Source organism: Acinetobacter sp. FDAARGOS_494 (assembly GCF_003812225.1).
GTDB classification, from domain to species: Bacteria; Pseudomonadota; Gammaproteobacteria; order Pseudomonadales; family Moraxellaceae; genus Acinetobacter; species Acinetobacter baumannii.
Window position 1 is genome coordinate 1,870,830 of the sequence record NZ_CP033866.1, and the last position, 23,238, is coordinate 1,894,067.

Here is a 23,238-nt window from a genome sequence, read left to right on the forward strand (position 1 = left end):
TGTGCTGGCGACCATAGCAAGAGTGAACCACCTGATCCCTTCCCGAACTCAGAAGTGAAACCTCTTAGCGCTGATGGTAGTGTGGGATTACCCATGTGAGAGTAAGTCATCGCCAGCTCATTATTCTAAACACCCCAATCTCAAAAGAGGTTGGGGTGTTTTTTTATAGCAAGAAAGCAATCAATAAAGAATTATTTGAAGAATTATTAAAACTAAAATAATGGAATAAAGAATAATTTCATAATATTCCAATATTTGCTTAATCTATAAATAGTTCAAATTGAGTTTTCATCTATGCAGTTCAAAATTATCGCAGCCCAAGATCTAGATAGAAATCAACGTCATCAGATTGCTGAGTTATGTTTTTCTGCTTTTGATGAAGATCCTTGGACTCAATATGCTTTTATGCAAAAAGCTATTCATGTCGTTGGTATATTAAACAATCAAATTGTCTCACATGCCTTATGGACGGATAGAGTTTTTACCATAAATGGTAGTTCCGATGTGAAAACTGCTTATGTAGAGTATGTGACCACTGATTACACGATGAGAGGTAAGGGGATTGCATCACAATTATTAAAATATTTAGTAGAGACATTAACTCATCTGGAATATGAGCTTGCTGCATTACAACCAGAAGATGAAGCATTTTATGAAAAATTAGGATGGACTGTTTGGAAAGGAAATTTATCTATCAAACAAAACACTTGTAGTTATCTAACGGATGAGTATGAAATTATGCTATATCCTTTAAATATTCAGATGAAAGACCAGCTATCAAATAGTTCAGAAGAGGACGCTATTTGTGCAGATTGGCGAGAAGGTGAACTTTGGTAGTAATTATGCCTGGGCTTTAATGCTGCAGCGAAAGTTTACTTTAGATTGGATGCTATATATTTTAAGTATTTGATTTTACTATTTTTATATCTTTTTATTTTTAATGTAAATTCCATTTTTTATTTTACTTCACTTTTTCTACTTTTCTGTTTAACTGACAAGCCTATAATGATTCAGAATCATTCCAAATCTAATAAGGATATAACATGTCTACTGATCCACAATTCCCAACACCCAATAATTTAGGTATCGCAGTTTATTCAAATAATGCCGAAGCTATTGGTAATACTCCTTTAGTACGTATTAATCGTTTGATTAAAACGGGCGCAACCGTATTAGCCAAAGTAGAAAGTCGTAATCCTGCCTTTTCTGTGAAATGCCGTATTGGAGCTGCGCTGATTGCAGATGCAGAAAAAAGAGGCGCGTTGAAAGAAGGCATGCATATTGTTGAACCAACCAGTGGTAATACTGGTATTGCATTGGCGTTCGTAGCGGCGGCAAAAGGTTATTCCATTACTTTAACTATGCCTGCAAGCATGAGCCTTGAGCGTAGAAAAGTGTTAAAAGCACTCGGTGCTAATTTAGTCCTAACCGAACCAGCGAAGGGAATGAAAGGTGCAGTTGATGAAGCTGTGCGATTAGCAACTGAACAGCCAGAAGTTTATTTCTTGCCACAACAGTTTGAAAACCCAGCTAATCCACAAATTCATGTTGATACGACGGGACCAGAAATCTGGCAAGCAACAGGTGGGCAAGTTGATATCTTGGTAGCTGGTGTAGGTACAGGAGGTACGATTACGGGTATTTCTCGTTATTTTGAACAAGTTCAGAATAAGCCATTGTACTCAGTAGCAGTTGAACCTGCTGAGTCTCCAATTATTACTCAAACAAAAAAAGGTGAGAACATTACACCCGCACCGCATAAAATTCAGGGAATTGGAGCAAACTTTATTCCAAAGAATCTTGATTTAGATTTGGTTGATGAAGTCATACCAGTGAGTAGTGAAGAAGCAATTCAATGGGCAAGAAACTGTGCCACCCAAGAAGGTATTTTAGTGGGTATTTCGAGCGGTGCTGCATTGGCAGCAGCGGCTAAAATTGCAGAACGTCCTGAAAATGCAGGTAAAACAATTGTTGTTATTCTTCCAGATAGTGGGGAACGCTATTTATCTTCTGTTTTATTTGAAGGTTTATTTGACGAATAAAATTAACCACATAAAAAAGCCCATGAATACATGGGCTTTTTTATTTAATCTTAATTTATAAAGCACTTTTTAAAGTTTTCTGATGACGTTTCACAGACCGAGCATATTTTTTTGCTTTGTGACGTGTCCAGAAACTTCGTTCATATCCTGTTGGACCAACATTATAATATGCTGTCGCTTTGAACCAGCTATCTGCTGTCTGATAGTAATGATTTAAAATATAAGCACCACATTGGATGTTGGTAGATTCATCATACAAGTTACCAGCACAAGTTTGTTGCCAATAACTGGGAATAATTTGTGTTAACCCAATAGCCCCGGTGGGAGAGCGAGCATTACTATTATAGCTAGACTCTTGCCTGATCACAGCTGCCAATAAAAGCGGTGGAACATTATATCTATCAGCGCTTTGAATAATCATTGGAGATAGGCGATTTGCTGTACTTGGCGGAACGGAATAAGCTTTTTGTAAGCCAGACGAAAGCTTACTTGAGCGCCAAGAAAATGAACCGCTATTAGGGCCTAAACTTGTACATCCCGTCATTATTGTCATCAACGCAATAATAAAGAATCTGAGACTAAGGCGCTGTAATTGTGATGGTGCAAAATGATCTTGAGCTAAAGATGAGGTAAGCAAAATACAAAACCAATAATCAAATTTCAAATGAAATGATGGTATTCAGCCGTATTTATCGGATCAATATAAGTTCTGTTGCTCAGCCCAACCAGAAAGTAAGATTTTTGTATTATTGAAATGAAAAAACCCCGACATCCTGTCGAGGTTTCTTCGTATTCAGCTTTATGTAGCTAACTCCTGTCAACTACCGCTTCCTGCGTTCTTATTCTTCTTCAATGAGACTTCCTGTCTCTCTATGATTTATATGTTATGAAAAAATACTCAAGTTGAATATCCGTTAATGACCCCAAATTTTGTACGTTTTAACTTACAGGTATTTTTCAACTATGGTGTTAAGTCCCTTGATAAGCATTTAAGGTCAATGCAAAATTTTCACCAAATTGTTGAGCAGTTTTAATATCTCCTTCATCAAAACCATCTGCATTACTAGCATGTTCAGCCTGAGCCATTAAACCTGACCATGAACCGAGTCGGTTAGCTGCTTGTGTATAGGCAACACCTTGATGCTGTTCTGGTAGAATTGGGTTACCTACCCATAACATGCCGTGTTGCATGCAAAAAGTAAAAATTGAAATTAGTGTGGATTGTTTATCACCAGCAGGAAGAGATGAAACGGTAAACCCAGCCGCTAATTTTCCTTTAAAACTTTGTTTTTTCCATAATGGACCAGTTATATCCATGAGCTGTTTTAACTTGGAAGATACACCACCTAAATAAGTGGGAGATCCCCAAATTAATCCGTCATATTGGATAAGAATTCCTGAGCTCTCGATAAGATCCTCGGCATTGAGTAAATCTGCTTTAATATTGTGATGGCTCAAGACGCCAATTTGAATTTGCTGAGCAATAAATTGAGTGTGGCCTTGGCGGCTATGGTAAATAATGGCAACAGTTTTCATGGAAGTTTCCCTTTATTTAAATTTGAAATAGTTTTGCAGTGAGATATAAACCACAGCCAAAAACACTATGGTTCAGCAAACTTTTCAGACAGTTCAAAAAAGGATGAGGTGTTTTTGATGAGGCAAAACCACTACCCATAGCTGGTTGCATAATAAAAAAAGGAATGAGAACGGTGACCAAACCAAACAGTAGTGCTGAGTAAAACTGAGGGTGGTCGAGCCAAGTCGAACCTACAATTAAAAGAAAGCTCAATGCGAAGATAATCCCGACACTATAGTGAGCAATCCAGCCTAATAAATATTCCCCTTTCATTGGGGTACTTTTAGCAATAGATTGATGGACGAGTTTTCCTTGAAATATCCAGCCCACCCAACGTCCAAGAAAGGCAAAGTTTAGAGTCGGGACCTTAAATATTTTTAGTATTAACAGCCATATATCCATAACGATGGTTGCACCAATACCAAGACATAAAGCTTGGAAGAACAGAGTGGAGGTATTCATTTTTACACCTTGCTTTTATACGTATGAAACGTGATAAATTTATTGTGCAAGTTAAAGTTCACTTGAAGTCAAGAGGGTATTATGGATATTAGTGAAGTCGCTAAGAAGGCAAAAGTCACAACGGCTACCCTACGTTTTTATGAAGAGAAAGGACTAATTAAATCGATAGGGCGGCAAGGCTTACGTCGACAATATGGCAAACAAGTAATTGATCAACTGGCATTAATTGCTTTAGGTCGTGCTGCAGGATTTTCTTTAAATGAAATTGCCACAATGTTTGGGCAAGATGGTAAGCCTGATCTTGACCGTCAAAAACTAAAAGATAAAGCTGAACAATTAGAGCAAATGGCAAAGCGATTACATTTTATCAGTCAGGGATTAGAACACGCTGCTGTATGTCCTGCTGAAAATCATATGGAATGTCCCACTTTCCAAAAATTTTTAAAAGCAGCAATTGCTGGAGAATATCAGCCAACAAAACTTTAATTAGCTTTACTAATAAGTTCAGTTTTGTATTGGGTGCTAAACAATAGGCTTGTCATATTTTCGCCATAAAGATTTCATATTTTTGAAGCAAAAACTTCATACAAGCTTGATTAAATTTGCTTAATTTTTTACCAACTGTATAAAATCATGAGCAAAAAAACTTTAGTCGCATTATTATGCTGTGCCAGTTTAGGATTGACGGCATGTAACGATGATAACGATCAAGATCAAACTTCACCTACTGAAAACGTTACCGAACCAACTCTAATTTCTTTTGCTAAGTTACCTGTAGAAACTTATGCTGCTGGACCAGACTCAGGGGCATATGTGGAAGGTGCAAATGGAATTTATCCTCCGTTTAAAGGTCAACCTGTACAGGGATTTTCTGCTGCATTAAAAAATGAAGATGGCAGTTATATGGCAATGGCCGATAACGGTTTTGGAACTCAAGATAATTCATCAGACTTTTTACTTCGTATTTATAAAATAAAGCCTGATTTCAAAACTAAAACTAAAGGCACCGGTCAAGTTACTGTACAAAGTTTTATCCAACTGCGTGATCCGAATAAATTAATTCCATTTAATATCATCAATGGTAATACGCCTGAGCGTTTATTAACGGGTGCTGATTTTGACCCAGAGTCGATGCAGCGTACTAGTGATGGGACTTACTGGATTGGAGATGAATTTGGTCCATATTTACTCCATTTCTCAGCAGATGGTGTACTTTTAGACGCTCCGATTCCTTTACCAAATCCATTAAATCCAACTCAAGAATTACGTTCACCACAAAATCAATTTAATAAAGCACAAATTAATTTTGTGGAACCTCTTGTTCAACAAAGTGGCGGTTTTGAAGGAATGGCGATTTCACCAGATGGTCAATATCTCTATCCGCTTATAGAAAAGCCAATTAAATCAATTCGGGAAACAGAAAGACAACTGTTGATTTCCCAATTCGATATTAAGAAAAAAGCGTATACAGGAAAATATTATTGGTTCCAGTTAGACAGTAAAGCTACCAATATTGGTGATTTCCAACTCTTTAATGATAAAGAAGGGATCATTATTGAACGTGATGCCACGCAGAATAATTTAGGCGGCTATAAAAAATTAATCCGTATTAAATTAAATGAGTCAGGCCAGTTGGTCAGCCGCGAAGACTTAGTCGATTTAATTAAAATTGCTAACCCGAATATGTTGTATGGCACAGCTAGAGCAGGGGATATTGGTACGGGACAGGTTTTTGCCTTCCCATTTGAAACCATTGAAGATGTAATTATTGAAAATGGTACAACACTGACGGTTTTCAATGATAATAACTTCCCTGGGTCGACAGGACGTAATGCAAAGTTAGCCGATGATAACGAGATTATTCAGATTCGTTTACCAAAAGCTCTCTTCTAATTCATATAAATAAATGAGTTCGATCTGCGGCGGATTTTATTCCGCCGTATTTAATCTAAGAATAAAATATTGAGTAAACTTTAATCAAATTAATTTCTATATTGTTGTTTTCGCGTGTTTTATAAACAAGGAAAATGAATGAAATTCATGTTAAAATGATCGGCTTTCATCTTTAGATGTCTCTCCTCCATCTGCTAGCCGAGATTCGCAAGCCATGTCTACCGCTTATACTATGCAAACTGCGCCAAAAGCGTTGTTTGATTACGACAAATATTGGGCGTCGTGTTTTGAACCAGCGCCATTTTTGCCGATGTCACGAGAAGAAATGGACCAACTCGGCTGGGATGCGTGTGACTTTATTTTAGTCTGTGGCGATGCTTATATTGATCATCCATCATTTGTATCGGGTGTGATTGGACGGGTATTGGAAGCGCAAGGTTTCCGTGTCGGTATTATTGCACAGCCAGACTGGACCAATGTTGAAAGTTTCCGTGTATTGGGTAAGCCAACGATTGCTTGGGGAGTGACTGCGGGCAATATGGATTCGATGATCAACCGCTATACGGCAGATCGTAAAATCCGTTCGGATGATGCATATTCTCCTAATAACGAACCAAATAAACGTCCTGACCGTGCGGCAACGGTTTATTGCCAACGTTGTCGTGAAGCATTCCCAGATGTACCTGTACTATTAGGTGGTATTGAGGGTAGTTTACGTCGTATTGCGCACTATGATTATTGGTCAGACAAAGTCCGTCGTTCAATTTTGATGGATTCAAAAGCCGATATGCTTATGTATGGTAATGGTGAACGTGCCATTATTGATGTGATGCACCGTTTGGCAAAAGGTGAAAAAATCCACGAAATTACAGATGTTCGTGGTACAGCATTTATTATTAATAAACATAACAAAGCGGCTAAAGCAAAATTTGTTGAAATTGCCAGTAATGATGTAGATACGATTGGGCGTGTTGACCCAATTATTAACCCATATGTCATGACTGAAGATATTGATGGTTGTGAAATTGAGAAAGATAAAGGCAACACACTAGCTCAGTATCAAGGTTTTCAAAAAGAAATTGTTGCAAATCCGATTGTACGTGAAGGCGACCAACTTGATGAAAATACTCAGATTGTTCAGCTAAAGCCTGCTCAGTCAAAAGCGATTAAACACAAGTTACCTCCGCGAGAATTGGCTGTAATTCGTTTACCTTCTTTTGAAGAAGTGGCGAATGATCAAGTACTTTATGCACATGCAAACCGTATTTTGCACCTTGAAACCAACCCGGGTAATGCACGTGCTTTGGTTCAACGTCATGGTGAGCGTGATGTCTGGATCAATCCACCTCCAATTCCTCTAACTACAGAGGAAATGGATTATGTATTTGATTTGCCATATGCACGTTTGCCGCATCCTGCATATGGAGATGCGCGTTTCCCTGCATTTGATATGATCAAATTCTCGGTCAACATTATGCGTGGCTGTTTTGGTGGTTGTACATTCTGTTCGATTACAGAACATGAAGGTCGTATTATCCAAAACCGTTCGGAAGATTCGATCTTACGTGAGATCGAGAAAATTCGTGATACAGCGCCGAACTTCACCGGTATTATTTCAGACTTAGGTGGTCCAACAGCAAACATGTACCGTTTGCATTGTAAAGACCCTGAAATTGAGAAGAACTGCCGTAAACCTTCTTGTGTATATCCGGGTGTTTGTCAAAACTTGCATACCGATCATGCACCTTTAGTACAGCTTTATCGTAAAGCCCGTGCGATTAAAGGGGTGAAGAAGATTCTGATTGGATCGGGATTACGTTATGACCTTGCAGTATTGAATCCTGAATATGTCAAAGAGCTGGTACAACACCATGTTGGCGGTTATTTAAAAATTGCACCAGAGCATACTGAACAAGGCCCTTTATCTAAGATGATGAAACCGGGTATTGGTACGTATGACCGTTTCAAACAAATGTTTGATCGCTTTAGTAAAGAAGCAGGAAAAGAGCAATATTTAATTCCTTACTTTATTGCTGCACACCCAGGTACTTCTGATTATGACATGATGCATCTTGCGATCTGGCTGAAGAAGAATGGTTTCCGTGCCGATCAGGTACAGACGTTCTACCCATCACCGATGGCAACTGCGACAACCATGTATTATTCAGGGAAAAACCCACTCGCAAAAGTGGCGCGTTACACTGAAAATGTAGACATTGTAAAAGGTGAAAAACGCCGTCGTCTGCACAAAGCATTCTTACGTTACCACGATCCAAATAACTGGCCATTACTTCGTGAAGCACTTAAAGAAATGGGCCGCGCTGATTTAATTGGTAATTCAAAGCAACATTTAATTCCAACTTATCAACCGAAAGGGGCGGAAGGAGAATATAAATCTGCACGTAAGAAGAACTCGACTGTTGCGGGCGATTCAGTGAAGCGTTCAGGTCAAACAGTTCAAAATAAAAATCAGCATAAACGGCCGCAAAAAGGGCAGGTACTGACTCAACATACGGGTCTACCACCTCGTGAAACAGGTGAAAAGAGACCATTTGGTGGTAAAAGTAAACCAAAATCAAAAGCTCGTGGATAACGATAAAAAAGGCTCTGTTTAAGAGCCTTTTTTATTTTTAAAGTGAGTGGATAAATCATATGGTGAGATTTATGAGCATTTTTTATGTAAAAAGTGTAATGAAAAATGATAAATCCTAAAAATCTGACGAGCTGCACTTGATTGTTACTGAGTCTGTGTTTATAAATAATGAGAGGGTGGCTAAATTTAAGCCAAGCTTGATAACTACAAGTGAAATTACTAAGTGAACCTTTTAAAGAACGGCTGTGTCGTTATCAATTAAAACAAAGCGTGATCTAGCAAAATCATTATAAAAAACTTAAAGGATGGACCCATGTACTATTTAATTACAATCTTATTACTATTTTTGACCGTTGTTATGGCGGCGAAAAGCCTCTCAAGAAAGCATCAACAAGACAGTGCTTTAAAGCGCCGTGCCGTGTTAAGTAGTCATGAACAAATGACATTAACTCGTTTACAGACAGTATTGCCTAAATTTACTGTGTTAGCTCATGTTTCATTTGATGCATTATTAACAACGAAATATGCTCACACTCGTCGCAAATATCAAAATATGACAGCTGACTTTGTTGTGCTTGATCAAAATTATCAGGTTGTCGTAGTGGTTATGCTTGAGGAAAGTGGTTTACGCCGAGCACATCAACAATATGAGCGCCGTTTATTACAGCTTGCGGGCTATCGTGTATTAAGTTACAGCACTGTGCCAGATTATCATGAGTTAAGAAGAGACTTATTAACTCCTGAATCAGAGATGGCGACTTTACATGCAACGCCTCAGCTAGAAAGAATTTCAAATGCTTTTGTGAAGTCTTAAAAATTAGGTCTTACAGTAATTTAATTTTAAGCCTCATTAAATAAGCTTTTAAAAAATGCTGATATTATCAACTTTAAAAATATAAAAAACTGAGCACTATCATGATCAATATTGCTCAGTTTTTATTGATTAAAATTAATAAGAATTAAGGAAGTACCGCAACAACGGTCATTTCTACAAGTACATCAGGTGCATAAAGTTTAGATTCAACACAAGTACGAGCAGGTGGATGCTCTTTGCTAATCCATGCATCCCACACTGCATTCATGGCTGCATAGTCCTTATCAATATCCTTTAGAAAAATCATGACAGACAGGATATGACTTTTGTCAGTTCCGGCTTCAGCAAGTAAGCGATCAATATTGTCCAAAGTTTGTTGAGTTTGCGCCGTAATGTCTACACTGGTGTCATCAGCGAGCTGCCCTGCTAAATGGACTAAATTACCCGAAATCGCCACTTCACAATATCTTGAAGTTACGTGTAAGCGTTTTACCGTCATAAAAATGCTCTAAAGTGTCTTTATTGAATAGTTCGATTTTATGAAGAGTTCGTAGGCAGGTGCAAGCAAGTGCAAAAGAATTTCAGTAGATTATTGTTGTGATTTATAAGAACGGGCAAGCTCCATGTACTTTAAGTGCCCTGTAATATTCGGATTTGGTCGTCACGCCAATCACAGGACGATATGCCGAAAGTAAAGGTTGCTTTGGCATGTTGCAAATACATGGGTAATGAATATGCGCTGATTAGATTACTTCAAACTTTAAGCAAAAGGGAACTGTTTTTGTTTAAAACTTGTTCTTTTGTATAAAAAAACAACACTTACCATAAGGACAACTGAAAGTCGTCAGCTTTAGTTTGTAATTGATAAACTCCAATACCAATGAGCCGAAATTGGAAGTTTTCGGGAATATGCATCTCATTTAAAAGTAAGAATAAAACTTGAATCAGGTCTTGTTGAGAATGAATTGGGTTTTTAAAACTTTTACTGTGTTGCAAAGTCTGGAAATTCTTAAGTTTGAGCTTAATATTTACACCTCGGGCATTCAGTTGCTTTTTCTCTAAACTTTGCCAGACTTTTTCGGCTAGACCATGCCAGTAGGGTTGGCACTGGGCTAAAGTAAAGTCACTATCAAATGTGGTTTCTTTCGAAATTTGCTGTCGGGCACGTTCAGCTTGAACGGGGCGGTTGTCGATACCTTGAGCGTATAAATAAAGCTGTTGGCCATATTTACCAAAGTGGTGAACTAAAACAGCTTCTTCAATTTTTTGTAAGTCACCTAGCGTATGCAACTCAAGCTGTTGGAGCTTTTCTTGGGTAACTTTGCCTACTCCTGGAATTTTTTTTAAGGGCAAGTCCTGAATAAAACTGGCTACTTGAGAAGGTTTTATAACAAACAGGCCATTCGGTTTATTCCAGTCGGACGCAACTTTTGCCAAGAATTTATTAGGTGCTACACCAGCCGAGGCTGTCAGTCCGGTTTGCCTGAAAATATCTTCCCGAATATGCATAGCTACTTCGGTCGCACTCGCGATTTGTTTTAAATTTTCAGTGACATCAAGATAGGCTTCATCTAAAGATAAAGGCTCAATAAGAGTGGTGTATTGTTGAAAGATACTATGAATTTGAGCCGAGATGGCACGATATTTTTCGAAATTCGGCTCAATAATAACAACTTGAGGGCATAGTTTTCTTGCTTGGCTCATGGACATGGCAGAGCGTAAACCAAACTCACGAGCAGGATAAGAAGCAGCTGCAATTACGGCGCGCGGGTGATGCGATGAAATAACTACCGGGAGATGCCTTAGATCAGGACGTTCTCGCAATTCGACCGATGCATAAAAGGCATCCATATCGATATGAATGATTTTGCGCATATTATTGTGCTTTCACGATGCCTTGCTGCTGTAAAAATTGGTGCCATTCTTTGACTGAACCTTCATAAACATTTAAGTCTACTGGCTTGGTGATGCCTTCAATTTTACCTTGATTACTATGCTGCCAAAAGAGCCATTTTCGCTTGTCTTTCAGCTCAGGTTTCCCTTCGTAATCTCTGACCCAAAGAGGTGTATGAGGGAAACTACCTATTAATACAATATGGTAAAAAGTTTTGGAAATATAAAAGATAGGCTGTTTACCATAATGATGCTTTAAGCTGTCATGCATGATGCCTATTTCTTTAAGTAATTGTTCTTTGGTATGAGAATTAATACAGTTGCTGTCATATTCCAGATCAATAACGGGAGGAAGGGCATCAGCTTTGTTGGGTACGGTTGAAATAAAATTTTCAGCTTGTGTTTTGCCATCACGACATAAACGATAAAAATGATAAGCCCCGACATGAAAGCCATGTTCGCGTGCTTTTAACCAGTTTTCTTGAAATTTTGGATCTTTATAATCACCGCCTTCAGTCGCTTTTAAATAGACGAACTGGAATTTTTTGGGTGATATTTTTTTCCAGTTAATATTTTCTTGATGGTGAGAGACATCAAAGCCTTGAACTGGGTAATCTTGAGCAATAGCTTTTTGCTGGTAGAACAGACCGAAGTAGGTGAGAACCCCCATAACACAAGCTAAAACAATCCCAATAAGGGTATTGTAGCGTGGTGCAGAAAAGGTTTTTGCCAGCTTGGTCATGCAAAACTCAGTATTAATATGAAGTTCACATCATAGCGTGATTCGCGAGCGAGAAACCACGCTAAAAATGCAACTGCTTACACAGGCGTATTTTTTGGAATTTGCCAAAAGATCAGTGCGGTAATGATATTAATACAACCTAAACAAATGAGGGTGACATGGAATGCAGTGGTTACATGTGCTGTACCATAGTAATCGGTAAATAAATTAATGAGGGTACCTGCCAGTGCAACACCAATACTCATTGAAAGCATCATAATCATTGATAAGAAACTATTACCGCTACTTGCATCTTGTTGAGGCAAATCTTTTAAGGTAAGTGTATTCATTCCCACAAATTGTAATGAGTTTAATGTACCAAATAAGAAAAAGTGTAAGGCTCTAAACCAAGTTGGGGTGTCGACAGTCATAATGGCAAAAGAAGCAATACATAGACCAACTAAAGTTGTGTTAATTAACAGAAAGCGGCGATAACCCATTTTCTGAATAATCGGTCTAACAATCGGCTTGGAGAAAAGCGACCCTAACACTAGCGGAATCATCATTAATCCCGCAATGAATGGCTCAAAACCAAAAGCGACCTGTAGCATGAGCGGTAAAACAAAAGGTAAGGCATTACCACCAAAGCGGGCAAAGAAATTACCTAAAATACCAATCGCGTAAATCTTGTTTCTAAAGAGTCGGCTGCGGAACAATGCATTTTGATGGGTATGTGAATGGTAGGCATACCAAAGGGTTGCGACTACCCCGACCACTAATAAAGAAATACTAAACCATTTGGAATATTCAGGTGAGGCAAGATGTTCAATACCCAAAGACCAGCCAATCATTGCGACGACTAAGAGCACAAACCCAATAAGGTCAAATGTTTTAACGGTAGGCTCTTTTACATTTGGCATGACCTTTAATGTCATTAATATGCCCAATACTCCCATTGGAATATTAATAAGAAAGATCCAATGCCACGTTGCAACTTCAACGAGCCAACCACCGAGTGTTGGACCTGCCAAAGGACCAAGTAAACCTGCCAGACTCATAAGGCTCATGGCAGCTAAAAACTGAGTTCGGGGAATAATTTTTAAAAGTGATAAACGACCAACAGGGAGTAATAACGCCCCCCCAATACCCTGAATGACACGGAAAAATAAAAGCTGATTTAGGCTTTGAGAAAGACCACAACCTAAGGAAGCAAGCGTGAAAATAATGATTGCTGATAAAAACGTATTTCTAACACCAAAGCGGTCAGCCAACCATCCACTTAAAGGAATGCAGGCAGCTACAGATAAAACATAAGCCACCACTACGCTATGCATACGTAATGGATCTTCATTTAAATGGTGTGCCATTGCAGGAATGGCAGTATTTACAATTGTTGTATCTAATGCCTGCATAAAAAAGCCAATGGAAACCAAAAGAACCAATAGGCGATATTCGGGTTGCAAGGCTTGATGGGTTGGCGTGGCATTCATAACATTTGAAAATTAACGTTTTCGTCTAGTGTAAAACAAATTGAATTTAAAAAAAGTAAGTCAATGTTGAATAAACGCTTTGTAAGTTTAACTTCTATTATTTAGAGCAGCTATATAACCGGACTTTCAAGTGAATGAGTATAAATAGATAAAATAAAAAAAGCGGAAGAATCCGCTTTTTTGTTGAGGTAGAGAGCTTAAACAACAAATCTCTTTGGCATTTTTAAGTTTTTAATGACGTTATAAATTTGGTCGATTTCTTCACATACAATTAATTTAGCTCGATGCTGAAGAGGAAGGAAGCCTTCTTGTACAGCATGGTCTAACTGAGCAATTAACGCATTATAAAAACCATTTACGTTATATAAAATCATGGGTTTTTGGTGCTGGTTGAGTTGACCCCAAGTCGCAATTTCCAAAATTTCTTCGAATGTTCCTAAACCGCCAGGTAGCGCGATAAAAGCACTCGCGCGCTCTGCCATCATGGCTTTACGCTCATGCATGGTTTCTACCACATGGAGTTCGGTCAGTCCTGCATGCGCCACTTCATAATCAAGCATAAATTCAGGAATGACCCCTACAGCTTCTCCACCATGTGCAAGTACGCTTTCTGCGACTTGTCCCATTAAACCAATACTGGCACCGCCGTACACCAAACCAAAACCTTGTTCAGCAATTCCGCTGGCTAATTCAATTGCCTTTTCGCGATAAATCGGGTTATTTCCTGCTCGTGAGCCACAATATAATGCAATAAGAGGTTGTGTTGTTTTTACAGATGTTATTGGTGAATCATTTACTGCCATTGTTAATACGCTATTCATTGCTTTATTTTCACCTTATCACGTTCATATTTCTTGTCTACACTAAGCAAAAAATATGACAACTTTATAAGCAGTTTTATAGGAAAGATTCATGTTTTGTATGGGTTTGGTGAATACATATAATGATCAAATAAAAATGATGAATTTATGTTAAATCTTGCCTATACTGAAAATTCGTTTAACAACATATGAACAAATATGGGTAGTGGTTGTAGTCGCTCCGTTTTAATTTCTTGTCCTAAAAAAACATTATTCCCCCTTTGTCTAGGCATGCCTTTTGCGTTGCCCAATAAAGATAAAATCCACCCAGCACAGGAGCAGGATCAATGATCTTTGAATGGATGTCTGATCCGTCTGCTTGGGTAGGCCTAGCGACATTAATTGTTCTTGAAATCGTACTAGGGATCGATAACCTCGTCTTTATTGCCATTTTGGCTGAAAAGCTGCCACCAGAACAACGTACTAAGGCACGTATAGTGGGTTTAATACTCGCTTTGGGAATGCGTCTTATCCTCTTAGCTTCAATTGCTTGGGTCGTGACACTCACCCAACCACTTTTCCATATTTTTAGCCATCCATTCTCTGGCCGTGATTTGATTTTATTGTTCGGTGGTGTGTTCTTGCTCTTTAAAGGCACCATGGAATTGCATGAGCGGATGGAAGGTAAACAACTTCATAAAGAAGATAATCCTGTTCATGCTGCGTTCTGGATGGTCATCGTTCAGATTGTTGTACTTGATGCCGTATTCTCATTAGACAGCGTAATTACTGCTGTAGGTATGGTGAAAGAGCTGTCAGTCATGATGGTTGCTGTTGTGATTGCTGTGGGTATTATGCTGTGGGCTTCAAGACCCCTCATGGACTTTGTCAATAAACACCCAACAGTGGTTATTCTATGTCTTGGCTTCTTGATGATGATTGGTTTCTCTTTGGTGGTGGAAGGTTTTGGTTTCCATATTCCGAAGGGTTATTTATATGCTGCGATTGGTTTCTCGATTTTAGTCGAAATGATCAACCAAACCATGCGTCGCAACCAAGAGAAGCTAGTGACTACTACAGATTTACGTTATCGCACAGCTTCTGCGGTTTTACGTATGTTAGGCAGTAAAAATAGCGGTTCTACTGCAGACGCTCAAACGGCTGATAAAGAAGATGTATTGGCAACTCAAGCTTTTGCTGATGAAGTCTTTGATGAAGAAAATGGCGCTTACCATAGTGTGCTTGTACAAGGCGTACTTGGTTTATCTGAACGTCCAGTAAAGTCAGTGATGACACCAAGACCTGAGCTTGAATGGATTGATTTAGACGAAGAACCAGAAGTTTTAAAAGAACGTTTAATGTCGATGACACATTCACGTTTAATTGTTGCTCGTGGTGAACTTGATAATATTGAAGGTATTGCGCTTACACATAAAGTTTTAAATGGCTTTATTGAAACAGGCGTTATCGATTTTCAAAAGCACTTACGTGAGCCAGTTATTGTGCATGAAAATGCTCAAGTGCTTATGGTGATGGAGCAATTACGTCAGGCTCCTTTACAAATGGCGATTGTTCTAAATGAATATGGTTCAATTGAAGGTATTGCCACACCAATTGATATTTTAGAAGCAATTGCGGGTGAGTTCCCGGATGAAGACGAACTAGATGCAGCAGCAGAAAGTTTGGAAGATGGATCGTTAATACTTGAAGGTTCAACCGATATTCGTCATGTATCGCTTTTACTTGGTCGTGACTTAGTTGATGAAAGTGAACAATATTCTACTTTATCGGGTTATTTATTATTCCATTTAGGTCGTTTACCTGAAAATGGTGAAACTGTTGAAGCGGATGGTTATCGCTTTGAAGTTGTAACCATGGAAGGCCATAAAATCGAGAAAGTTCATATTGTTTCTATCGAACAAGATGAATCGAAAGATTAAATTGTGTGTCAGATTTAGAAACATCATAAAATAGCTCAACTTTGAGCTATTTTTTATTTGAGAAGTACCAAATGACCCAACAAACTTGTCCATGCGGAAAAGGCAGCTATGCAGAATGTTGTGAGCCTTTACATTTAGGCACAGCAAAAGCACTCACGGCAGAGCAGCTTATGCGTTCACGTTATAGTGCATTTGCATTGCAGGAAATTGATTATATTGTGCAAACGACGGCTTTAGGTCAGCAAACTGCTCTTGATAAAGAGGCTATTGCGGAATGGAGCAAACAAAATCAATGGTTGGGTTTAGAGGTGGTTAATGCCAACGAAAAATTAGATAAAACCCATGCACAGGTGGAGTTCAAGGCCCATTATCATGATGGTAAAAGCGCTCAAATTCATCATGAAGTTTCACATTTTGTATTTCATCAGCAACAATGGTTTTTCCTTGATCCGACGGTCGATATGCAGGTCACCATGAAACAACCTTGTATATGTGGTTCAGGAAAAAAATTTAAGCAATGCTGTGCACAATTCCTATAACTTTATCTTAAAATACGCCCACCGTTTGGCCTGAGGGAAAGGGCAATGTTACTCACCGTTATTTATATTATTGCGATTACTGCCGAAGCCATGACTGGTGCATTGTCTGCTGGGCGACGGAGTATGGACTGGTTCGGTGTTGTACTAATTGCCTGTGTGACGGCCTTGGGTGGTGGCTCTGTACGTGATGTACTACTTGGACACTATCCTTTAACGTGGGTAAAACATCCTGAATATTTAGTTTTAACGTGTTGTGCTGCATTTGTTACCATCGTTATTGCTAAATGGATGCGTCATTTACATAACATTTTCTTGGTGCTCGATGCTTTAGGCCTAATTGGATTTACCATCATTGGTTGTCAGATTGCCTTACAAATGGGACATGGCTTTGTTGTGTCGGCGGTAGCAGGCGTTTTAACGGGAGTTTCGGGTGGTATTTTACGTGACATCTTATGTAACGACGTCCCGTTTGTTTTCCGCCGTGAGCTGTATGCTAGTATTTCTTTTGTTGCAGTCATTTGCTATTGGGTCTGTCTAGACTTAGGTTTGAGTTTAGAACTTACCGTTATTTCAACCTTAGTATTCGGTTTTACGCTTCGTTTAATTGCCATTTATTTTGGTTTGGAAATGCCTAAATTTATTTATAAAGATGATGATGCAGAGTCGGCTTCTTCAACCGACGAACATTAATCATGCAGAATTTCATGTGGGCATGATATAACAATTCTATATATGGTCTTGTCCACTTATTCTTTCCAGTAGAGTTAATCCTATGGATCTGGTTTCACGTATACAAAATCTTCCAATTGGCAAATTTCACTACACGCTTTTATGGGTAGTGGGTTTAGGCTGGATGTTTGATGCGATGGATACCGGCATTATCGCTTTTATTATGACAACCCTTGTTAAAGACTGGTCATTAACACCTGCTGAAAGCGGTTGGATTGTCAGTATTGGCTTTGTAGGCATGGCTATAGGCGCAGTTTGTTCTGGTGCCTTGGCAGATCGTTTTGGCCGTAAAACTGTCTTTGCGATGACAATGGCAATTTATAGTATTGCGACTGCGTTATGTGCTTTTGCCCCTGATCTAAAGTGGCTATTAATTTTTCGGTTTATTGTTGGGTTGGGGCTAGGTGGTCAATTACCTGTAGCAGTCACGCTGGTCAGTGAATATGTGCCTGCTCATGTTCGTGGAAGATTTATCGTTCTACTTGAAAGTTTTTGGGGATTAGGCTGGTTGGTTGCTGCGCTCATTTCTTATTTTATTATTCCTAAATTTGGCTGGCATATTGCCTTTCTTATAGGTGGACTTCCACTTATTTATATTTTAGTGATTTGGAAAAAAGTTCCTGAGTCGATACCGTATTTGATTAACCGTGGTCGTATTGAAGAAGCACATGCACTGGTACAAAAACTAGAAACCGAAGCATGTGTGCAAATTGTTCACCATATTGAAGTCGTGCCTGTGGCGATGCGACAAAAAGTTTCATTTAAACAGCTCTGGAGTGGTCAATTTGCTCGTAGAAGTTTAATGCTCTGGCTAATCTGGTTTGGCATTGTGTATTCCTATTACGGCATCTTTACGTGGTTGCCGAGTTTATTGGTGAAACAAGGCTATGACATTGTCAAATCATTTGAATATGTATTGCTTATGATTTTGGCGCAGTTACCGGGCTACTTGGCGGCTGCTTGGTTTGTCGAGCGTTTAGGTCGAAAAATTACACTTGCCGCATTTATCGGTTTTTGTGCTTTGTCGGCATATTTCTTTGGACAAGCCGACAGTGTAAATAGCATTATGTTCTGGGGCTGTCTCATGTCATTCTTTAATTTGGGTGCATGGGGAGTGTTATATACCTATACACCAGAACAATATCCGGCCAATATTCGGGCTTTCGGGTCAGGCTGGGCATCGGCAATGGGGCGTATCGGTGGAATTGTCGCGCCAATGGTCGTGACACATATGATGGTTGCTAAAAACGGCTTTAATCACGTTTTTATGATGTTTACTGTGGTTTTACTTGCCGTAGCTTTAGTGATTTTGATATTAGGTGAAGAGACTCAAGGTAAAAGGCTAGAGTCAATTGGGCTATAGTTTTTGCCTAACTTTATAGCAAGTAACTAAAAATATAGAGAGATAAGACACAATTTGACGCTCAGGTGACAGAGTCCCCCTTGTGTCTGTAACATAGCCCACTTAGCATAATACACACTTAAAATAACGACTGATTTGGAAGATAAGCTGACTATGACCAGCCTTGCGCATCATGCGACAGAAAACCGCTCTGTAGCCGAATTTACTGAACAGGCTTACTTGAATTATGCCATGTACGTCATTATGGACCGTGCATTGCCGCATATCAGTGATGGCTTAAAGCCCGTACAGCGCCGTATTGTCTATGCTATGAGCGAGCTAGGCTTAAAAAGCAGTGGCAAGCCAAAAAAATCAGCGCGTACAGTGGGTGATGTACTTGGTAAATACCACCCACATGGTGACTTGGCATGTTATGAAGCCATGGTACTCATGGCTCAGCCATTTAGTTACCGCTATCCTTTAATCGAAGGTCAGGGGAACTGGGGTTCACCAGATGATCCTAAATCTTTTGCTGCGATGCGTTATACCGAAGCCAAACTCTCGGCTTATAGTGAATTATTGCTGAGCGAATTAGGTCAGGGCACTAGCGAATGGCAAGATAACTTTGATGGTTCTTTAAAAGAACCGATCACTTTACCTGCACGTGTACCTAATATTCTTCTTAATGGTACGACAGGTATTGCTGTCGGGATGGCAACTGATATCCCGCCACATAATTTGCGTGAAGTTGTAAAAGGCACAATTGCTTTAATCCGTAATCCGCAAACCTCGGACGAAAAATTAGCTGAATATATTCCAGCTCCGGATTTACCAACCAAAGCTGAAATTATTACCCCGCCAGAAGAATTACTCAAAATCCAGACCACTGGTCGTGGCAGTTACCGTATGCGAGCGGTATATACCATTGAGAAAAATGAAATCGTAATTACTGAGCTGCCATATCAAGTCTCTGGTTCTAAGGTAATTACTCAAATTGCTGACCAGATGCAGGCTAAAAAGCTGCCATTAGTCGTCGATGTGCGTGATGAGTCGGATCATGAAAACCCGACACGACTCGTGATTGTACTGCGCTCTAACCGTATTGATGCGGAAGCAGTGATGAGTCACTTATTTGCGACCACCGATTTAGAATCAAGCTATCGTGTCAATTTAAACATGATTGGCGAAGATGGCCGTCCTCAGGTGAAATCAATTCGTCGTATTTTGCTGGAATGGATTGAGATCCGTAAAAAAACGGTAACTCGTCGTTTGCAGTACCATTTAAACCGTATTGAAAAGCGCCTGCATATTTTGGCAGGTCTTTTAATTGCTTATCTCGATATTGATACAGTCATTCGTATTATTCGTGAAGAAGACCAGCCTAAGCCAGTCTTGATGGAACACTTTAATATTGATGAGATACAGGCCGAGGCGATTTTAGAGCTTAAATTACGTCATTTGGCAAAGCTTGAAGAGATGGAAATTCGTCATGAACAAGATGAGCTTTCCGCGAAAGCTGCCATTATTCGTGAACAACTCGAAAATCCTGAATCTTTAAAAAATTTGATTATTGGCGAATTAAAAGAAGATGCGAAAAAGTTCGGTGATGAGCGCCGTTCTCCAATTGTTGCACGTGCTGAAGCGGTTCAAATTAAAGAACAGGATTTAATGCCAGCCGAAACGGTAACAGTCGTGTTGTCTGAAGCAGGCTGGGTTCGTGCGGCAAAAGGTGCGGATGTGGATGCTGAAAATCTGAACTACCGTGCTGGGGACCAATATTTAAGTCATGCTGTCGGGAAAACCAATCAGCGAGTTTACTTCCTTGATGAAACAGGGCGCAGCTATGCCTTGCCAATTAGTAACTTACCTTCAGCGAGAGGCTTGGGGGATCCATTAAGTTCTAAATTATCACCAGCAAGTGGCGTATCGTTTATTCAGGTTTATTTAGATGATGATGAGTCTGAATTGATTGCTGCAAGTTCGGCAGGTTATGGTTTTAAAACGCAAACCAAGCAATTAGATACCAATGCGAAAGCCGGTAAGACATTCTTAACGGTTCCGGATAAGGCAAAGGCTTTACCACTCATTTCTGCCCAAAACATGACGCATCTGGCTGTACTGAGCTCAGCAGGGCGTTTGTTAATTTTAGATTTGGCAGAACTACCAAATTTAAATAAAGGTAAAGGTAATAAGTTGATACAACTTGAAGGAAAAGAGCAAATTTTATCCATGACAACCCTGAACTTAGATGAAATAATTCAGGTGGTTGCAGGTCAACAACATCTCAAATTAAAAGGTGATGATCTACAAAAATACATGGGTAAACGTGCTTCGAAAGGTCAGCTCTTACCACGTGGATATCAAAAAGCAAATAAACTGTTGATTCAGAGATAAAGCTAGCGTCTGGCAACATAAATACGCTATATATGGCAACATGTTCAAGCAATGAACTGAACTTGTTGGTATTGAATAATGATTAAAAGGGCAGCAATTTGGAGTACGTAATTTGTACTCCATGCAAAAAATTTGGCAGGCTTAAATTGTCAAAACTTCTGTCTCATAATCTTGTTCGAAAGTGTTATGAATGTGCCAATAAGTTTTAAATATGTTCTGGCACCAAGAAGCTAAAGAATAGCTGGGGCATTGAATAACAGTTATTACTAAGGATTACGAATCGGAGATAATGGCATTATGGAAAAGATTTGGTTTGCAGAATACCAAAAGACAGGGATTCCAGAAACAGTAGCATTGCCTGCAGAAAATACCTCACTTGTTGATATTTTTGAGCGTAATTTCCAAAAATTTGGTTCTCGTGATGCCTTTATCTTTATGGATAAAGCCATGTCATTTAACGAGTTGGAGCTTGCAAGCCGTAAGTTCGCGACCTATTTGCAAAATTTGGGGTTAGCAAAAGGTACGCGTGTGGCAGTAATGATGCCAAACGTGCTGCAGTATCCTGTAGTGGCATTGGCAGTCTTACGTGCAGGCTTGGTTTTAGTGAATGTTAACCCACTATATACTGCGCGTGAACTTGAGCATCAGTTAAATGACTCAGGTGCAGAAGTGCTCGTTATTATCGAGAACTTTGCAAGTGTTTACCAAAGCATTTTGGGTAAAACTCCAGTGAAGCATGTAGTTGTTGCTTCTGTCGGAGATATGCTAGGTACACTGAAAGGTACTTTGGTGAACTTTGTTTTACGTAAAGTCCGTAAACAAATTCCAGCTTGGAATATTCCTGGGCATGTTAAATTTAACAGTGCATTAAATAAAGAAAATCCAAGCAATTATAAACGCCCGACTTTAACTTTAAGTGATACTGCCGTGCTTCAATATACCGGTGGTACAACGGGTGTTTCAAAAGGTGCTGAGCTGACTCACCGCAATTTGGTTGCCAACCTTTTACAGTGTGATGGTATTTTCCAAAGCAAATTCGGTGCAAACGATGGTGCTAAAGGCGATCGTATTGTTTGTGCATTACCGCTTTACCATATTTTTGCGTTCATGGTTTGTGCGATGTACGGTATGTACAAAGGGCAGGCAAATATCTTAATTCCGAACCCGCGTGACTTACCGGCTGTGATTAAGGAATTACGTAAATATCAACCTTCTTTCTTCCCTGCAGTAAATACATTATTTAATGCCTTGGTGAATAATGAAGAGTTCAAGCAACTTGACCATAGCAACTTAAAAATGGCGATGGGCGGTGGTATGGCAGTTCTTCCATCTACAGCAGAAGCTTGGAAGAAAATTACTGGTACAACTATTATTGAAGGTTATGGCTTATCAGAAACTTCACCAGTTGCAACTGCGAATCCACCTGCATCTACTGAATTTAGTGGCACCATTGGTATTCCATTACCGTTAACTGAGGTTGCAATTTTAGATGATGACGGAAAAGAAGTACCTTTAGGTGAACAAGGGGAAATCTCAATTCGTGGTCCTCAAGTAATGAAAGGCTATTGGAACCGTCCAGATGAGACTGCTAAAGTCATGACAGCAGATGGTTTCTTCCGTACCGGTGACATTGGTGTAATGGACAGCCGTGGATACGTCAAAATTGTAGACCGTAAAAAAGATATGATTTTGGTTTCTGGCTTTAACGTTTATCCAAGTGAAATTGAAGAAGTGATTGCTAAACATCCAAAAGTATTGGAAGTTGCTGCAATTGGTGTTCCAGATGAAAAATCAGGTGAAGTGCCAAAACTCTTTATTGTGAAAAAAGATCCAAGCTTAACTACAGAAGAAGTTTTGAACTTTGCTAAAGAAAACTTAACAGGCTATAAACGCCCTCGTTATGTTGAGTTTATGGATGAATTACCAAAATCAAATGTAGGCAAAATTTTACGTAAAGATTTACGTAAGCCTGCGTAATGATGAATAAAAAAGCGCCGTAAGGCGCTTTTT

Annotated in this window: 20 protein-coding genes, 1 rRNA gene and 1 pseudogene; 14 read left to right on the forward strand and 8 right to left on the reverse strand. The window is 39.2% G+C overall.

The genetic code is table 11. The annotated features are described in order from the left end of the window. Positions 1 to 3 precede the first annotated feature (3 nt). The 3 genes from rrf (at position 4) to cysK (ending at position 2,042) form a co-directional block, all read left to right on the forward strand. A 5S ribosomal RNA gene (rrf, locus tag EG365_RS09045) occupies positions 4 to 118 on the forward strand. A 176-nt stretch (positions 119 to 294) separates the two neighbouring features. Then, on the forward strand, positions 295 to 837 hold the full coding sequence (locus tag EG365_RS09050) for a GNAT family N-acetyltransferase (RefSeq protein WP_001159743.1): 543 nt from the start codon (positions 295 to 297) through the stop codon (positions 835 to 837). 206 nt (positions 838 to 1,043) lie between these two features. Next, positions 1,044 to 2,042 (forward strand): cysteine synthase A, encoded by a 999-nt coding sequence (gene cysK, locus EG365_RS09055; RefSeq protein WP_000102364.1) that lies wholly within the window; start codon positions 1,044 to 1,046, stop codon positions 2,040 to 2,042. A gap of 55 nt (positions 2,043 to 2,097) precedes the next feature. Here cysK and EG365_RS09060 read toward each other — a convergent pair whose 3' ends face one another. The 3 genes from EG365_RS09060 to EG365_RS09070 form a co-directional block, all read right to left on the reverse strand. After that, positions 2,098 to 2,706, reverse strand: coding sequence for a lytic transglycosylase domain-containing protein (locus EG365_RS09060; protein WP_000667182.1), 609 nt, complete (start codon positions 2,704 to 2,706; stop codon positions 2,098 to 2,100). Between the two features lie 305 nt (positions 2,707 to 3,011). Next, a complete protein-coding gene (locus tag EG365_RS09065) occupies positions 3,012 to 3,578 on the reverse strand; it encodes a flavodoxin family protein (protein ID WP_000859334.1) in 567 nt (188 codons plus the stop codon). A gap of 16 nt (positions 3,579 to 3,594) precedes the next feature. Further along, entirely contained in the window at positions 3,595 to 4,080 is a 486-nt protein-coding gene (locus EG365_RS09070; protein WP_001098177.1) for a DUF2938 domain-containing protein, read from the reverse strand. An 81-nt stretch (positions 4,081 to 4,161) separates the two neighbouring features. Between EG365_RS09070 and EG365_RS09075 the strand changes: the two genes are divergently transcribed. The 4 genes from EG365_RS09075 to EG365_RS09090 all read left to right on the forward strand — a co-directional run bounded on the left by EG365_RS09075 (position 4,162) and on the right by EG365_RS09090 (position 9,380). Next, a complete protein-coding gene (locus tag EG365_RS09075; RefSeq protein WP_000355089.1) occupies positions 4,162 to 4,566 on the forward strand; it encodes a helix-turn-helix domain-containing protein in 405 nt (134 codons plus the stop codon). A gap of 147 nt (positions 4,567 to 4,713) precedes the next feature. Then, positions 4,714 to 5,973 carry an esterase-like activity of phytase family protein gene (locus EG365_RS09080; RefSeq protein WP_000039527.1) on the forward strand — a complete coding sequence of 420 codons (1,260 nt, stop codon included), beginning with the start codon at positions 4,714 to 4,716 and terminating at the stop codon, positions 5,971 to 5,973. 214 nt (positions 5,974 to 6,187) lie between these two features. Then, positions 6,188 to 8,566 carry a YgiQ family radical SAM protein gene (locus EG365_RS09085; protein WP_000102049.1) on the forward strand — a complete coding sequence of 793 codons (2,379 nt, stop codon included), beginning with the start codon at positions 6,188 to 6,190 and terminating at the stop codon, positions 8,564 to 8,566. A gap of 313 nt (positions 8,567 to 8,879) precedes the next feature. Beyond that, a complete protein-coding gene (locus tag EG365_RS09090) occupies positions 8,880 to 9,380 on the forward strand; it encodes a DUF2726 domain-containing protein (protein WP_000291528.1) in 501 nt (166 codons plus the stop codon). A gap of 145 nt (positions 9,381 to 9,525) precedes the next feature. Here the strand turns inward: EG365_RS09090 and EG365_RS09095 are convergent, their stop codons facing one another. Next, complete coding sequence (locus EG365_RS09095; protein WP_000216804.1) at positions 9,526 to 9,879, reverse strand: RidA family protein; 354 nt, start codon at positions 9,877 to 9,879, stop codon at positions 9,526 to 9,528. A gap of 199 nt (positions 9,880 to 10,078) precedes the next feature. Here EG365_RS09095 and EG365_RS19465 point away from each other — a divergent pair. Beyond that, positions 10,079 to 10,141 (forward strand): annotated as a pseudogene (locus EG365_RS19465) (hypothetical protein); the annotation flags it as partial. Between the two features lie 58 nt (positions 10,142 to 10,199). Here the strand turns inward: EG365_RS19465 and dinB are convergent. From dinB to EG365_RS09115, 4 genes are all read right to left on the reverse strand, one after another. Then, the gene (gene dinB, locus EG365_RS09100; RefSeq protein ID WP_001226142.1) at positions 10,200 to 11,255 is read right to left on the reverse strand and encodes a DNA polymerase IV; all 1,056 of its coding nucleotides are present in this window, start codon (positions 11,253 to 11,255) and stop codon (positions 10,200 to 10,202) included. A gap of 1 nt (position 11,256) precedes the next feature. Beyond that, positions 11,257 to 12,015: a GH25 family lysozyme gene (locus tag EG365_RS09105; protein WP_000163500.1), complete on the reverse strand. Its 759-nt coding sequence runs from the start codon at positions 12,013 to 12,015 to the stop codon at positions 11,257 to 11,259. Positions 12,016 to 12,092: 77 nt separating this feature from the next. Next, positions 12,093 to 13,484, reverse strand: a complete 1,392-nt coding sequence (gene mdtD, locus EG365_RS09110; protein WP_000994596.1) for a multidrug transporter subunit MdtD — start codon at positions 13,482 to 13,484, stop codon at positions 12,093 to 12,095. A 197-nt stretch (positions 13,485 to 13,681) separates the two neighbouring features. Continuing rightward, positions 13,682 to 14,305, reverse strand: coding sequence for a TIGR00730 family Rossman fold protein (locus tag EG365_RS09115; RefSeq protein ID WP_001089658.1), 624 nt, complete (start codon positions 14,303 to 14,305; stop codon positions 13,682 to 13,684). Positions 14,306 to 14,631: 326 nt separating this feature from the next. Here EG365_RS09115 and EG365_RS09120 point away from each other — a divergent pair, with 326 nt between their 5' ends. From EG365_RS09120 to EG365_RS09145, 6 genes are all read left to right on the forward strand, one after another. Then, complete coding sequence (locus EG365_RS09120; RefSeq protein ID WP_000575776.1) at positions 14,632 to 16,224, forward strand: TerC family protein; 1,593 nt, start codon at positions 14,632 to 14,634, stop codon at positions 16,222 to 16,224. Between the two features lie 71 nt (positions 16,225 to 16,295). Further along, entirely contained in the window at positions 16,296 to 16,763 is a 468-nt protein-coding gene (locus EG365_RS09125; RefSeq protein ID WP_000193994.1) for a YchJ family protein, read from the forward strand. A 45-nt stretch (positions 16,764 to 16,808) separates the two neighbouring features. Beyond that, positions 16,809 to 17,453 carry a trimeric intracellular cation channel family protein gene (locus tag EG365_RS09130; RefSeq protein WP_000927792.1) on the forward strand — a complete coding sequence of 215 codons (645 nt, stop codon included), beginning with the start codon at positions 16,809 to 16,811 and terminating at the stop codon, positions 17,451 to 17,453. Positions 17,454 to 17,535: 82 nt separating this feature from the next. Then, a complete protein-coding gene (locus EG365_RS09135) occupies positions 17,536 to 18,855 on the forward strand; it encodes an MFS transporter (RefSeq protein ID WP_000366683.1) in 1,320 nt (439 codons plus the stop codon). A 153-nt stretch (positions 18,856 to 19,008) separates the two neighbouring features. Beyond that, positions 19,009 to 21,228 carry a DNA topoisomerase IV subunit A gene (parC, locus tag EG365_RS09140; RefSeq protein WP_000202252.1) on the forward strand — a complete coding sequence of 740 codons (2,220 nt, stop codon included), beginning with the start codon at positions 19,009 to 19,011 and terminating at the stop codon, positions 21,226 to 21,228. 297 nt (positions 21,229 to 21,525) lie between these two features. Further along, a complete protein-coding gene (locus EG365_RS09145; RefSeq protein ID WP_000411991.1) occupies positions 21,526 to 23,205 on the forward strand; it encodes a long-chain-fatty-acid--CoA ligase in 1,680 nt (559 codons plus the stop codon). Positions 23,206 to 23,238 lie beyond the last annotated feature (33 nt).